The following is a 12,693-nucleotide window of genomic DNA, read 5'->3' as shown; positions in this document are numbered from 1 at the left end:
GGAGAGGGACGATCGACCGCGCGCTTGATCGTCAGGCGGCGGGAAACAGCATCTCGACGAGGGTGCCCTCGTCCTTGCGGCTGGTGATGCGGAAGCGACCGCGATTGACCTCCACCAACGCCTTGGTCAGCGTCAATCCGAACCCCTTCTCCTCACCCTCACCATCGGAACCGACATCGGCCCGGAACGGTTCGAGGGCATTCGTCAGTTCTTCCTCGGTCATACCGGTGCCGGTGTCGCGCACGCGCAAGGCGATTTCTCCCCGCTCGGCGAGCGTGGTCGAGATGATCACCTGACCGCCGGCCTCGGAGACGCGGATGGCGTTCTCAAGCACGGTCAACGCCGCCTGCCGGATCGAGCGTTCGTCCGCCCTCATGGCCGGCAGATCGGGAGCGAGGCTGGTCCGCAGGACGATACGGTCCCGCGCCGCCCTCGCCTGCTGCGCGGCGATGCAGGAGGACACGAGATCGTTGAGAGCGAGATCGGTGAAGGTGAGTTTGCCGCGGCCGGCCTGGATCTCGGCGAGGTCGCGCAGGTCGTCGATCAAGCCGGCGATACGACCACCGGAGAGACGCACCTCGCGCAGGTAAGCCTCCAGACGCTCGGCATCCGCACGATCGAAGCGGTCTGAGAGCATCATGTCGGTGAGGCTGAGGATCGCGTTGAGCGAGGGGCGGATCTCGCGGCTGACCCGCGCGAGCGCATTGGCCTTCCAGGCCGCTTCCACCTCCGGCTCGTCCCGGTGCGCGGGCTCGGTCGCGACCGGAGGCGTCGGCTCCTCGTCTCGAATCTCGCGCAGGCTGGCGCAGTAGCCCGGCGCGTCCTCGCCCAGCAACCGGGCGATGCGCAGCCGCAGGGCCGCCGCCCCCGTCCGCGGCGTGACCCCGTAGATCTCGCTCGCGCCCGCGCGGCGGGACACCGTGACCGCCGTCTCGAGGGCCGGCAGGCTCTCGGGCGCGAACAGGTCGGCGAAGCGCCCGCCCACGACCTCCTTCGGATGGGCGTGGACGAGTTCGGCCGCACTCGGATTCAGGCCGACGACCCGCCCCTCGGCATCGAGGGTGACGACGCCCTCTTCAAGGCTGTCCAACACCTTCTCCGCACGCAAACGGGCGGCGTTGGGCGGAACAGCGGGCGACGGGGCCGCAAACGCGTCCGGCATCGCGCGGGCAAGGCAGATCTCGGCCGGCGCGCCCTCCCAGATGAGGCTGGCCCGATCGATGAGGAGCGCGACCGTACCCCCCTCGGGTCGGGCGAAGGGCACCGGCCCGACGATCTCGCGCTCCCTCGGCGGCAGGCCGCGGAACAGGTGCGCGAGCCCGACCTGACGCAGGGCCGGTAAGTCCGGATAGCCGGCAAGATCGAGAAACGCGCGGCTGGCGAACAGCATCTCGCTGCCGCGATAGATCAAAACCCCCAGGGGCAGGCTTTCGAGCAGTTCCGCGAGTGCCGCGCGGGCCCGAACCTCGTTCTCCGCCAGACGCGCTGGCGGCGTCGGGAACGGCATCACCGAGCTTACCGCCGCGCCCTCGGCGCGCGCGGAGGCCGGCGTTTCATCCGAGGCCAGTTCGTCGGGGGCGAACCGCAGACCGAGGATGCGCGCGACCTCGCGGAAGGCAGCATGCTCGTTGACGGATAGGCTGGCATCCGCCTCCGGCTCGCCAACGACGTCCGGCTCCTGGTGATCGTCGAGCAGCGGCTCCCCACCCGCGACCTCCCCACCCTTGACCGGGCGCGGACGCCGCTCGCCGGGAATCGCGAAGCCGGAAAAACCGGAGAAATCGCCTGTCGCTCGACCTGCGGGCGCGCCCGAGATCTCCAAGACATGCTCGAAGGCGCGCCCACGCAGGACGAGCGGCAGGGCGCGGAACGTCCGGCGTGTCGAGAGAGCGTCGATCAGTGCCGCGCCGTCGCGTTCGCCGGCGATCACGCCCTCGGCGGCGAGTGTCGTCCAGGATCGGCCGATCAGGACTTCGGACAAGTCGGAATGGGCGCTCGAGACATGGTTCAAAACGCCCTCGGCATCGCTACGCCAGACGAGTCGGGCCGGACGATCCGCCGCCTCGGCCACTGGCGCAATCGGCTCTGCCCCCGGCTTGAGGATCGGGACTTCAAGCGACGTCGCGGAGGCACTCGGGATCTGGGACTGCGGATCGACCTTCGCCAGCGCAGCCTCGAACGGCCGCAGTGTCGGAAGGGCCCCGATCGGAGCCAGGAGCAGAACCGAATGTCCCGGCTCGATCTCAGCCCTTGCAGCGAGAACGACAACGGGAACCGCCACGCCCCGCGGATCGAATCGCAGGCGGACCATCCGGGGCCGTGTATCGAGGGTGCCGGCGCGGTCGATCTGCGCCGCCAAGCGCAGGGCCGGAAGAATGGCCCCGCTCGCATCGGCGATGCCGACCCGCAACGGGAGCGCCGCACCGTCGGCGTGGAGAATCCGCTCCGCCGCCGCATCGAGAATCAGCAGCGGGCCGCCCTCGCGGACAAGATGCGCCATCGACGCGTCACCGCGCCAACGCGCCAGAGCGGCGCGCACACCCGAATCGCCCTCGGGAGACAGATCCTGCGCCGCGTGGTCCGACATTCGAACCCTGGTCATAAGCCCCTTCACAGCCCTGCCGACGGTCGATCGGGGCATGAACACACAACTCCCGTGTAACTTAACTGCCGCCGGACGTGGACACTGAAACCTGCCGACACACGTTTATCAACTGGTAACCTTAATCACCCCCACAGGGGTGGAAAAAGTGTCACCCCCGCGCTATTGTGCATTGCACATTGTGCGCCGCACAACGAGCGTGCAATGCCACACAGAGGAGACAGGCATGAGCAACACACCGAATTACGAGATCCCCAACGAGATGCGCGACTTCGCTGAGAAGAGCGTCGAGCAGGCCCGCAAGGCGTTCGACTCGTTCATCGGCGCGGCGCGCCGGACCGCCGACACGGTCCAGGGCTCGACCGACCTCGCCCGCAGCAACGCCACCAACATCTCGACCCGCGGCTTCGAATACGCCGAGCAGAACGTCAACGCTGCGTTCGACCTCGCCCAGAAGCTCGTTCGGGCTCGGGACGTCCAAGAGGCGATGCAGCATCAGGCCGAGTTCGTCCGCGCGCAGTTCGCCGCGATCCAGGCGCAGGCCAAGGAGTTCGGCGGCCTCGCTCAAAGCGCGTTTCAGCAGAGCGCCGAGAATGCCAAGAGCGCCATGCAGCAGGGCGCTGCCGAGGCCCGTCAGGCCTACGAGCAGGGCGTCGAGACCGTCCGCGAGAACGCCAACGACGCGCAGAAGGCCACGTCGTAACACATCTGCCGGGATTCAATCCGGCCCTGCCTTACGATCGACGGCCCGCTCCCGATGGAGTGGGCCGCTCCTGTCTCGAACCCGATTTTCCCCGCGGCCCCACCGGTTTCGCCTCTTTTCCGCCGCCCGGGCAAAGCAAGGCTCCACCTCTTGCCGGCTCCGCGTGGGCGGCCCACAGGAGGTTATGGACACGATGCGTTCCGTTCGCACACTCGGCCTTGCGGCCTTGATCGCCCTCGCGGCCGGAAGCCTCGCGCCCGCACACGCGCAGTACTACGACGACGGCTACGATGCGCCGCCCCCGCGTGCCCGCGCGCATCGGGACTGGGGCGGCCCGCCGCCGCGCCGGGCCATGGGCCTGAATTGCGATGCCGTCCAATCCGGCATCAGCGGCCTTCAGCCCTTCTCCTGCCCCCTTCCGGGACCGCGCCCGCTCGGTGCGCGCTGCTTCTGCGACATGCCGGTCTCGTTCCTGAACGGCCCGCAGACGGCGGTCGGCCGGGTCGCACCGTAGGCACCAACGGCGGCCCTCCGCCCGAGCATCGTGCTGGAATATCGGATCCGGCACGATGCTCTATCATCTCGTTTTCACATCGTCTTGTTCCGAAAGCCGGCGACCACCTTTCGGGACGATGTTCGAGACGGATCGGCGGCAGGGTGCCGAGACGCAAGAAGGGCTGCGGCGGATGTCTCCGCCGCAGCCCTTCTCACCTGTCTCGGTCGATGAAGACGTTAGTTGACCACAACCGTCGCGCCGACCTTCACGCGGGAATAGAGATCGGTCACGTCCTCGTTGGTCATGCGGATGCAACCCGAGGACACCGCTTGACCGATCGTATCCGGCTCGTTCGAGCCGTGGATGCGGTACTCGGAGCGGCCGATATACATCGCACGGGCGCCGAGTGGGTTCTCGATGCCGCCGGCCATGTAGCGCGGCAGGTCGGGGCGGCGCGCCAGCATGGCAGCCGGCGGGGTCCAGCTCGGCCATTCACGCTTGGCCGTGATCTTGTTCACCCCGCTCCACGTGAAGCCAGGGCGGCCAACACCGACGCCGTAGCGGACCGCCTGCCCACCCGGAAGCACGTAGTAGAGCCGCCGCTCGGCCGTCGAGACCACGATCGTGCCCGGAGCATAGCGGGTGCTGTAGGCCACGATCTCGCGGGGGATGCGGGCGACCTGCGCCTGAGCGGCCTCGTCCTCGCCATAGCTCTGACCGTAGCCCTGGGCGCTGGAACCGCGACGCGTGGCGTAGGGATCATAAACCGGCCAGCCGCCGGGCGACGACTGCTCCTGATAATAGTCGTCACCGTCGGATCCGAACGGATCGTACGGGGCAGCGCTGGCGACGTTCGTCGCGAGTACACAGACGCCGACAACGCCGGCGAGAACAGATGCCAAGGTCTTCATCGCTGGGGCCTACCTGTGCAGTAATCTTTGCAGTTACAAGCGTGACTGTGCTTGTCCGGTTCCCTGCTGTTTACGGATTTTCCACGACTCGGCCGTGCGGAGGCTCACATGAGCTTGGCCGTTCGGCCGCGGTTACTCCCGAGGCGACCGTGCTTGGGAGCCAGACCGCGTCGATGCGGATCCTTTCATGGGAAAGGCGGCCTCGCGGGTGTCGGCTCCATAATCCTTCGAGCATCGTCCTGACTCGCTGCATGCCGAGCGAGGCGAATCGGGCTTCGAACGCGGCAACCGAGATCAGCCGCCGAGCCGGTCCGACCTACCGAGATCAGCCGGACTATCGCCGGCAACGGCACAGCTTAGAAACCTGACGGATCTCGATAAAATTGCGGCGGAACAAATCGTTCCTTATCGAGTTTGATCAAATCGGCCTTTTGTCCTAGCCTGATGATCTCGAAACTGAGAACAGGTCGAAGGCATGGTCGGTTGGATCCTCGGTAAACTGAAATGGCTCACGATTCTCTGCGCTGTCGGCGGGCCGATCGTGGCCCTCGCCTGCTGGCAGGACGGCAACCGCCGACGGGACGTGATGGCGATGGGGGTTCAGACCGAGGCAACGATCGAGAGTGCGACACGGGTCAAGCGCCGTCGCGGCGGAACGAGCTATAAGCTCGACCTCAGTTGGACCGACGCCGCCGGTCTGAAGCGAAAGGTCGAGGAGGTTTCGATCTCTCACGCCCTTGCCGACAAGCTCATCGTCGACAATCGCTTGGCGGCTGATACGCTTCCGATCAAGTACATGCCGGGTGAAGCCGGATCGCCGAAGGAGAGTGAGAACGTCGTCGTCTTGGAAGACACGGCGTATCAGGAGCAGACCGACCGGGAACTCGTCTATGTCGGTCTGGGTGCGGGCGCCCTGGGCCTGGTCGGTGCAGCCCTGTTCTTCCTACCCCGGCGCCGCCGGCATGAGGCGGTCGCGGCCTGAGATTGATCCGGCACGGGGCACTTCCGTCCGGTTCGACCCGGCGGCCCTACGCATGATCCATCCGGCACGCGTGACCTGGGACGATCAGCTCACCGGAGGCCAGGGGTCGCGCGCGGCCCGCTCGGCCTCGACCAGCACGTCGAGCGCGCGCCACGGCTTGGGAATGAAGACGGCCCCCTCCGGCAGCGAGACGCCGGGCTCCGGCTCGACACCGGACGTCACGACCAGCCGGGTGCGCGGCCAGAGGGTCGCGATGGCGCGGGCGAGTTGAAGCCCGTCCATGGCGCCGGCGAGGCGGATATCGGCGAAGACCAGGGCGACCTCGCCCCCCCGCTCGCGCAGGATCCCCAAGGCCTGCTCGGCGCTGTCGCAGCCGATCACCCGCATCTCGGTCTCTTCGAGCACGCTCTCGGCCAGTTCGCGGGTATCGCGCTCGTCCTCGACCACGACAGCGATGGGAGCGTCCGGACGCTCGGCCTTGGCAGACCGGGACCGCTCGGCAAGATCGACGCGCCGGACCAGTGCGGCGAGATGATCGGGGAGGCCCTCGGCCACGAGGTTGTCGTAGCAGGAGGCGAGGGCTTGGCCGATCTGATCGAGTTTCATCCCCGGCAGAAGAGGATCATCCGAGAAGCCTCGATGCGATCGGTCTCGAAACGAGTCGTTCAAGGCGAAACGATCCTCTCTCGCGCGTCCGGGCGGCAAAGGAGCTCTCACGGAACGCGAGAGCCCGAGGCGCCGCACAGCACAACAAAGCGGGCAGGTGCCGCTCAGTTGCGTCGAAGGGAGATTTTCACCGACGCAGGCCCGCCGCGCGGCGGGCGGCCGCGGCTCCGTCTCTACTGAGTCGTCTCGGCATCGGCGAGGGTGACGAGGCCGGCCACGCTGCGCACGTCGCGATAGCGATCGCCGCGGGTGCTCATCATGGCCTCGAACTTCTGGTGAACCTGGGCAACCGAGAGGCTCGCGGGCTTGCGGTGGCGGCCGCGTCCGGTGGTGCCGGCAAAGAAGATCGAGCGGTTGGCGCGGGCCGGGCCCGGCAACAGGGTCGCGGCGGCGGCGGTCGGCTTATCGACGACCTGGGACAGGAAGTTCTCCGCGTCGTCGGGGCCGAGGAAGTGAGCGAGGTAAACTTCGCCGAGGGAGAGTTCGCGGCCGATCTTCAGGGCGATGCGGGCGGCGTCGCGCTTGAGCATCTCGCCGGCCATCACGGCCGAGAGATAGGGATCGCGGCGCAGATCGAGGATGCGGCTGCGCTCGGACTGATCCTGGACCGACGGCCTGTCGTTGGCGTCCGGCACGATCAGGGCGGCGTCCTTTTCGTACCCGTATTTGGGTCCGAAATCGCGCATGACGCCGAGCCAGGTACGCTCGATGAACTGGAAGAGGCCGGTGGCCGAGGAGGTCTTGGCCTGGACCGCGGTGATGAAGCTCGATTCCTTGTCGGCCACCGCCATGAGCAGAACCGGATCGGTCTGGACCGCCTGCGCCGCCTTGACGATGGTCTGCACGAGGTGGCGACGGATCTTCATCGGGCCGAATTCGAGAATGTCGTTCGGGTCGCCGGTCGAGGTCTGGGAGAGAAGGAAGTCGTAGGAGACGCGGTCGACCGTGTTGGCGCCGAGTTCGGTGTCGAGGTCGCCCACGGGGTGGAAGCTCGCCGAGGCAGCCAGCACGGACGGGACCGGGCTTTCCGGCACCACCATCTGCAGGCGCGGCTTCGGCATCGACAGATCGGAGACCTTGGTCGACGCCTCGGCCCGGCCGAGATCGGTGCCGGCATTGAGCAGAACCGCGCTCAGGCCACCGGCGAGCAGGGTCATCGAGAGGATGGAGCGGACCAGCGCCGTGCGGCTGCCGTGATCGCGTCCCGTCCGGGCATTGAGGGTGATGACGTCGGAGGACGGGATGGAGCGCCCGCTCTTGCGAGGCATCGAGGTAGTACGCGGCGATCCGATCGTACGGCCCTGCATCGTTGTCGTCGCTCACTCTTCGTGATGGCGCCAGCGGCGTATGGGCAACAGTTCGCCGCCGGATGTGGCGCAAACACGGCCGAGGTTGTGGCATCCCCAGGGCAAGCCGGGGCAATTTGCGGGCAAGCTGAGCCGTTTGACGAGTTATCCCCGGTGTTTTCCACGGGGGACCGCGCTCCGGGTCGTTAACCTCGGTCATACCGGTTTCGTTTGGTCGCTTCGGTTCAGCCCCGCTGCATCGGACGGTCCGAGCGACATCACGCCTGAGAGAACCGGGCGTCGCGTTCGAAGGCTTCGGTCAGGCGCTCCGCAACGAGCCTGACAGCGGGAGCTTTGCGCGTGTCGCGGTGCTGCGCGAGCCAGATCTCGCGGGTCGGGAGCGGGCCGTCGAACGGGACACGCGCGAGCCCATCATCCGTGACCATGAATTCGGGGAGCAGTGCGATTCCGAGGCCGGCAAGCGCTGCTTTCCGTTGCACCTCGATGTCGTCGATGCGAAGGGCCAGCCCCTCGCTGCCGGCCTGTTCGATCAGCCAACGTTGCTGTGCCAATCCGTCGAAGCGTTGTGAGTAGCCGATGAACCGGCCGGCTTTGGCGCTGAGATCGTACCCCCTTGCGGCATACAAGGCGAAGCGCATGGTTCCGAGGCGCCGGCGCGTGTGAGAGGTTTCCTCGGGGCGCGTCAGCCGGATCGCGAGGTCGGCCTCGAGACGGTCAAGGGAGGCGAGTGAGATCGCGCTCACGACGGACAGGACGATGCCTGGATGCTCCAGGCTGATCGGGGCAAGTGCCGTGACGATCTCGCCGGCGAGCCCCGGTGTGACGGCGATGACGACGTCGCCGGACAGCTGCTGCGACCGCCCCTTCGCCTGTCGCAGCAGCGCGAGCGCATCCTCGGCCATGCGCGCGGTCAGGCGACCCAGCTCCTGCCCGTCCGGGGTGAGGACGATTCCGGTCGCCATCCGGTTGAGTAACCGCAAACCCAAGCCCTGTTCGAGCCGAGCCAGGCGACGGCTTACCGTCGCGTGGCTGATCCCGAGCCGGCGCGCCGCTGCCAGCATCGAGCTTTCGGTGGCGGTGACGTGAAGGATACGAAGGTCATCCCAATCGATCGCGGATTCGGACATGATGCTCAAATCTGCACAGCACATGTTTGAAGTTGCGCATTTTTGGGGTGGACACCAGCCGGTAAGGCTGTCGGCACAGGGAGAATCCGATGCCGAAACTGCTCCTCGCCGCCGCCATCCTCGCCGCGTCCACCTCGCTCGCCACTCCGCGCACCCTGCTTGAGATCGCAGGCGTCGAGCCTCCCCCGCTCGTTCCGGAACGGGCCGCGCTCGTCATTATCGACGCGCAGCAGGAATACCGGTCCGGCGTGCTCCCGCTCACGGCGTTCGAGCCGGCGGTGGCGCACATCGTCAAGCTGCGGGGATGGGCACGGGCCCACCGCGTTCCCGTCATCCACGTGCAGCACGTGACCAAGACCGGTTCGGCTGCTTTCGCCGCCGGATCGCCCGGCGCCGACTTCGTCCCGGAACTGGCGCCTGCGCCGGGTGAGACCGTGATCGTGAAGCGGCTTCCCAACAGTTTTGCCGGGACCGACCTCGATGCCGTCCTGCGGCGGGAGGGGCGCACGTCACTGATCCTGACGGGTTTCATGACCCATATGTGCGTGGAGGCCACGGCACGCACCGCGCTGGATCACGCCTATACGAGCTTCGTCGTCGCCGACGCGACGGCGACGCGCGATCTGACGATGCCCGGAGGCGAGACCCTCGGCGCCGACGAGGTGAAGCGGAATGCCCTCGCTGCCGTGGCGGATCGGTTCGGATGGATCATCGCCAGCGAGCGGCTCATTGGCCGTTAGAGTGCCTCACACAACTTCCGGTCACTGGCCGGTCCCGCTCTGGCAACAACGGAGCGATGGGAAATTTGTGAGGGAGACTCAGCCGGTCCGCGTGCCACGCCGCGCTCGCGTGTCGGCCATCACAACCGCCGCAGCGCCACGCTCTCGATGCGGTGGCTCGGCCCCTTGGCCAGGATCAGGCTCGCCCGCTGACGTGTGGGCAGGATGTTGTCACGCAGGTTCGGCAGGTTGATCGTCGTCCAGAGCCGGTCGGCAATCTCCAAGGCCTCGTTCTCGGCGACTTCGGCGTATTTGCGGAAATAGGAGAGCGGGTCGCGGAAAGCGGTCTGGCGCAGACGAAGGAAGCGGTTGACGTACCAGCGGTGCAGGTCGTCCTCGTGCCCGTCGAGATAGATCGAGAAGTCGAAGAAGTCGGAGACGAAGGGGATGGCCGTGCCGTCCCGCGGCAGACGGGCCGGCTGAAGGACGTTCAGGCCCTCGACGATCAGGATGTCGGGCGATTCGATCACCTGCTCCTCGCCGGGCACCACGTCGTAGACGAGGTGCGAATAGACCGGCGCAGAGACCCGCCTGTGGCCGGCCTTGATATCGGCGAGGAAGCGCAGCAGGGCGGCGCTGTCGTAGCTCTCGGGAAACCCTTTTCGCTCCATCGCGCCCATGCGCTGCAATTCGGCGTTGGGGTGGAGGAAGCCGTCGGTGGTGATGAGATCCACCTTGGGCGTATTGGGCCAGCGGGCGAGCAGGGCCTTCAGCACCCGTGCCGTGGTCGATTTTCCGACCGCCACCGAGCCGGCGAGCCCGATAATGTAGGGCACCTTGGCGTCGTGCTCGGCGAGCAGGAAGCGCTGCGTCGCCTTGAACAGACCCTGCGTTGCCGCAACGTAGAGCGAGAGCAGGCGCGAGAGCGGCAGGTAGATCGCCACGACCTCCTCGATCGAGATCGGGTCGTTGAGGGATTGCAGCCGACCGATATCCTCGGCCGTCAGCGTCAGAGGCGTGTCCGCACGAAGCTGAGCCCATTCCTCGCGCGAGAAGATCCGGTAAGGCGAGAGGCGGCCCGGCCCCTGGCCGGTCACCGGGTTCTGGCGCTCTTCCGGTTCGATCCCGGCCGACGGGATCGGGGCGCCGATCATGTATGCCTCCGCGCCGCCTTCTCGGCGAGTCCGCTCTGGGCCGTGCGCCGTCCGAGCTCCGTCATGACCTCGTCGAGCGGCACGCCGGTCGCCTTCAGCGTCACGACGAGGTGGTAGAGCACGTCCGCCGCCTCCGCGACGATCGCCTTGTGCTCGCCCTGCACGGCGGCGATGGCGGCCTCGACCGCCTCCTCGCCGAGCTTCTTGGCGGCCTTGGCCGGCCCCTCCGAGAGAAGCTTGGCCGTGTAGGAGCTTTCGGGAGGCGCGCCGGCCCGGCTATCCACGAGGGCGGCGAGGTCTTCGAGACTGAACTTCGTCATAATACGCGCAAGGGGAACCCGTACCATGCGGCATCGCATGATCGGATACCGGCTCTGCGGACCCTGCGCAGGGCTGGCGCCCCGGTCAAGGGGCGCGCGCATCGCCGCGGCGGATACCCGTTACGGATCGAGACGCATCGCAAGGCCCGCGGCGGCCATGTGGCGCTTGGCCTGGCCGACAGTGGCTTCCCCGAAATGGAAGATCGAGGCGGCGAGCACGGCGCTGGCGCCGCCGTCGCGCACACCGGCCACGAGGTCATCGAGTCCGCCAACGCCGCCGGAGGCGATCACCGGCACTTTCACCGCGTCGGCGATGGCGCGGGTGAGCGCGAGGTCATAGCCGGAGCGGGTGCCGTCCTTGTCCATGGAGGTGACGAGGAGTTCGCCCGCCCCCCGCTCGGACACCCTTCGGGCAAAATCCACGGCGTCGATGCCGGTCGGGTTGCGCCCGCCATGGGTGAAGATCTCCCAGCGCGCCGCCTCACCGGGCGCGGAGACGCGCTTGGCGTCGATCGCCACGACGATGCACTGGTCGCCGAACTTCTCCGCCGCCTCGGCGACGAAGTCGGGATTCTTCACCGCGGCCGTGTTGATGCCGACCTTGTCGGCGCCTGCGAGCAGGAGCGTGCGGACGTCGGATACCGTTCGCACCCCGCCCCCGACGGTGAGCGGCATGAAGCAGGCTTCCGCCGTGCGGCTCACCACGTCGAGCAGCGTGCCGCGGTCCTCGTGGCTCGCAGTGATGTCGAGAAAGCAGAGCTCGTCGGCCCCGGCCGCGTCGTAGGCCTTGGCCGACTCGACGGGATCGCCGGCATCGCGCAGTTCGAGGAACTGCACGCCCTTCACGACGCGCCCGTCCTTCACGTCGAGGCAGGGGATGATGCGGGTCTTGAGCACGCTCAGAAGCCTTCAGGCTGACGGGGCCGGCGGTCGAAGTGCGGCGATCACGCGGCGCTTCCCTTGCCGCTGGCCGCGGCGCGGGCGATGGCAGCCAGCGCCTCCTTCGGATCGATGCGCCCGTCATAGAGGGCGCGGCCGGTGATGGCGCCGGCGAGCACGGCGCAATCGGGCTCCAGCAGCCGCTCGACATCGGCCATCGAGGCGAGGCCGCCCGAGGCGATGACGGGGATGCTCACGGCGGAGGCGAGCGCCAGCGTCATCTCGATGTTGAGGCCCTTCAGGATGCCGTCGCGGGCAATGTCGGTGTAGATGATGGCGGCCACGCCCGCATCCTCGAAGCGGCGCCCGAGTTCCTCCGCCGTCATGCTGGAGGTCTGCGCCCAGCCCTCGACCGCGACGCGCCCGTCCTTGGCATCGATGCCGACGGCGATGCGTCCCGGATGGCGGCGGGCGGCCTCGTGCACGAAGGCGGGGTCGCGCACGGCCGCGGTGCCGATGATGACGCGGCGCACGCCCTTCTCCAGCCAGCCTTCGAGGGTGCGCATCTCGCGCACGCCGCCGCCGAGCTGGACCGGCAGTTTCACGCGGGCCAGGATCGCGTCGACGGCGGCCGCGTTGCGCGGCGCGCCCGCGAAGGCGCCGTCGAGATCGACCACGTGGAGCCAGGAGAAGCCCTGCATCTCGAAGGCTTCGGCCTGGGCCGCGGGATCGTCGTTGAAGACCTTGGCCTGGGCCATGTCGCCCTGAACGAGGCGGACGCAGCGCCCTTCCTTGAGGTCGATGGCCGGATACAGGATCACGCGTAG

The 12,693-nt window shown here is 67.7% G+C and carries 13 protein-coding genes; 4 read left to right on the top strand and 9 right to left on the bottom strand.

The genetic code is table 11. The annotated features are described in order from the left end of the window. Positions 1–31: 31 nt before the first annotated feature. Complete coding sequence (locus LPC10_RS12765; RefSeq protein ID WP_231347030.1) at positions 32–2,587, bottom strand: PAS domain-containing sensor histidine kinase; 2,556 nt, start codon at positions 2,585–2,587, stop codon at positions 32–34. A gap of 241 nt (positions 2,588–2,828) precedes the next feature. On the opposite strand from LPC10_RS12765, the gene LPC10_RS12760 reads away from it, so the two are divergent. Both LPC10_RS12760 and LPC10_RS12755 read left to right on the top strand, forming a co-directional pair. Then, positions 2,829–3,305 (top strand): phasin, encoded by a 477-nt coding sequence (locus LPC10_RS12760; RefSeq protein WP_231342049.1) that lies wholly within the window; start codon positions 2,829–2,831, stop codon positions 3,303–3,305. Between the two features lie 193 nt (positions 3,306–3,498). Then, positions 3,499–3,819, top strand: coding sequence for a hypothetical protein (locus LPC10_RS12755; protein ID WP_231342046.1), 321 nt, complete (start codon positions 3,499–3,501; stop codon positions 3,817–3,819). 218 nt (positions 3,820–4,037) lie between these two features. Here LPC10_RS12755 and LPC10_RS12750 read toward each other — a convergent pair whose 3' ends face one another. Further along, positions 4,038–4,712 carry a L,D-transpeptidase gene (locus LPC10_RS12750; protein WP_231342044.1) on the bottom strand — a complete coding sequence of 225 codons (675 nt, stop codon included), beginning with the start codon at positions 4,710–4,712 and terminating at the stop codon, positions 4,038–4,040. A gap of 475 nt (positions 4,713–5,187) precedes the next feature. Here LPC10_RS12750 and LPC10_RS12745 point away from each other — a divergent pair, with 475 nt between their 5' ends. Then, the gene (locus LPC10_RS12745; protein ID WP_231342040.1) at positions 5,188–5,694 is read left to right on the top strand and encodes a hypothetical protein; all 507 of its coding nucleotides are present in this window, start codon (positions 5,188–5,190) and stop codon (positions 5,692–5,694) included. 84 nt (positions 5,695–5,778) lie between these two features. Here the strand turns inward: LPC10_RS12745 and LPC10_RS12740 are convergent, their stop codons facing one another. The 3 genes from LPC10_RS12740 to LPC10_RS12730 all read right to left on the bottom strand — a co-directional run bounded on the left by LPC10_RS12740 (position 5,779) and on the right by LPC10_RS12730 (position 8,794). Beyond that, positions 5,779–6,300 carry a response regulator gene (locus tag LPC10_RS12740; RefSeq protein WP_231342039.1) on the bottom strand — a complete coding sequence of 174 codons (522 nt, stop codon included), beginning with the start codon at positions 6,298–6,300 and terminating at the stop codon, positions 5,779–5,781. A 233-nt stretch (positions 6,301–6,533) separates the two neighbouring features. Beyond that, the gene (locus tag LPC10_RS12735) at positions 6,534–7,667 is read right to left on the bottom strand and encodes a transglycosylase SLT domain-containing protein (RefSeq protein WP_231342038.1); all 1,134 of its coding nucleotides are present in this window, start codon (positions 7,665–7,667) and stop codon (positions 6,534–6,536) included. A 257-nt stretch (positions 7,668–7,924) separates the two neighbouring features. Beyond that, positions 7,925–8,794, bottom strand: coding sequence for a LysR family transcriptional regulator (locus LPC10_RS12730; protein ID WP_231342037.1), 870 nt, complete (start codon positions 8,792–8,794; stop codon positions 7,925–7,927). Between the two features lie 89 nt (positions 8,795–8,883). On the opposite strand from LPC10_RS12730, the gene LPC10_RS12725 reads away from it, so the two are divergent. Further along, complete coding sequence (locus tag LPC10_RS12725) at positions 8,884–9,534, top strand: cysteine hydrolase family protein (protein ID WP_231342036.1); 651 nt, start codon at positions 8,884–8,886, stop codon at positions 9,532–9,534. Positions 9,535–9,653: 119 nt separating this feature from the next. On the opposite strand, the gene coaA is transcribed toward LPC10_RS12725, so the two are convergent. The 4 genes from coaA to hisA form a co-directional block, all read right to left on the bottom strand. Beyond that, positions 9,654–10,667 carry a type I pantothenate kinase gene (gene coaA, locus LPC10_RS12720; RefSeq protein ID WP_231342034.1) on the bottom strand — a complete coding sequence of 338 codons (1,014 nt, stop codon included), beginning with the start codon at positions 10,665–10,667 and terminating at the stop codon, positions 9,654–9,656. Next, positions 10,664–10,987 (bottom strand): phosphoribosyl-ATP diphosphatase, encoded by a 324-nt coding sequence (locus LPC10_RS12715; RefSeq protein ID WP_231342033.1) that lies wholly within the window; start codon positions 10,985–10,987, stop codon positions 10,664–10,666. The genes coaA and LPC10_RS12715 overlap by 4 nt, the downstream gene beginning before the upstream one ends. Positions 10,988–11,107: 120 nt before the next feature. Then, positions 11,108–11,884, bottom strand: coding sequence for an imidazole glycerol phosphate synthase subunit HisF (hisF, locus tag LPC10_RS12710; protein WP_231342032.1), 777 nt, complete (start codon positions 11,882–11,884; stop codon positions 11,108–11,110). Between the two features lie 47 nt (positions 11,885–11,931). Next, complete coding sequence (gene hisA / locus LPC10_RS12705) at positions 11,932–12,687, bottom strand: 1-(5-phosphoribosyl)-5-[(5-phosphoribosylamino)methylideneamino]imidazole-4-carboxamide isomerase (RefSeq protein WP_231342030.1); 756 nt, start codon at positions 12,685–12,687, stop codon at positions 11,932–11,934. Between the last annotated feature and the right edge of the window lie 6 nt (positions 12,688–12,693).

Origin of the sequence: Methylorubrum sp. B1-46 (genome assembly GCF_021117295.1) — a bacterium.
Lineage (GTDB): Bacteria > Pseudomonadota > Alphaproteobacteria > Rhizobiales > Beijerinckiaceae > Methylobacterium.
Note: the sequence above shows the minus strand (reverse complement) of the source record. Positions and strands in the feature narration are given on the sequence as shown.

Excerpts from the sequence above, each read along its gene's own strand:
- LPC10_RS12765 (WP_231347030.1), bottom strand. The coding sequence starts at position 2,587 with ATGTCGGACCACGCGGCGCAGGATCTGTCTCCCGAGGGCGATTCGGGT.
- LPC10_RS12760 (WP_231342049.1), top strand. The coding sequence starts at position 2,829 with ATGAGCAACACACCGAATTACGAGATCCCCAACGAGATGCGCGACTTC.
- LPC10_RS12755 (WP_231342046.1), top strand. The coding sequence starts at position 3,499 with ATGCGTTCCGTTCGCACACTCGGCCTTGCGGCCTTGATCGCCCTCGCG.
- LPC10_RS12750 (WP_231342044.1), bottom strand. The coding sequence starts at position 4,712 with ATGAAGACCTTGGCATCTGTTCTCGCCGGCGTTGTCGGCGTCTGTGTA.
- LPC10_RS12745 (WP_231342040.1), top strand. The coding sequence starts at position 5,188 with ATGGTCGGTTGGATCCTCGGTAAACTGAAATGGCTCACGATTCTCTGC.
- LPC10_RS12740 (WP_231342039.1), bottom strand. The coding sequence starts at position 6,300 with ATGAAACTCGATCAGATCGGCCAAGCCCTCGCCTCCTGCTACGACAAC.
- LPC10_RS12735 (WP_231342038.1), bottom strand. The coding sequence starts at position 7,667 with ATGCAGGGCCGTACGATCGGATCGCCGCGTACTACCTCGATGCCTCGC.
- LPC10_RS12730 (WP_231342037.1), bottom strand. The coding sequence starts at position 8,794 with ATGTCCGAATCCGCGATCGATTGGGATGACCTTCGTATCCTTCACGTC.
- LPC10_RS12725 (WP_231342036.1), top strand. The coding sequence starts at position 8,884 with ATGCCGAAACTGCTCCTCGCCGCCGCCATCCTCGCCGCGTCCACCTCG.
- coaA (WP_231342034.1), bottom strand. The coding sequence starts at position 10,667 with ATGATCGGCGCCCCGATCCCGTCGGCCGGGATCGAACCGGAAGAGCGC.
- LPC10_RS12715 (WP_231342033.1), bottom strand. The coding sequence starts at position 10,987 with ATGACGAAGTTCAGTCTCGAAGACCTCGCCGCCCTCGTGGATAGCCGG.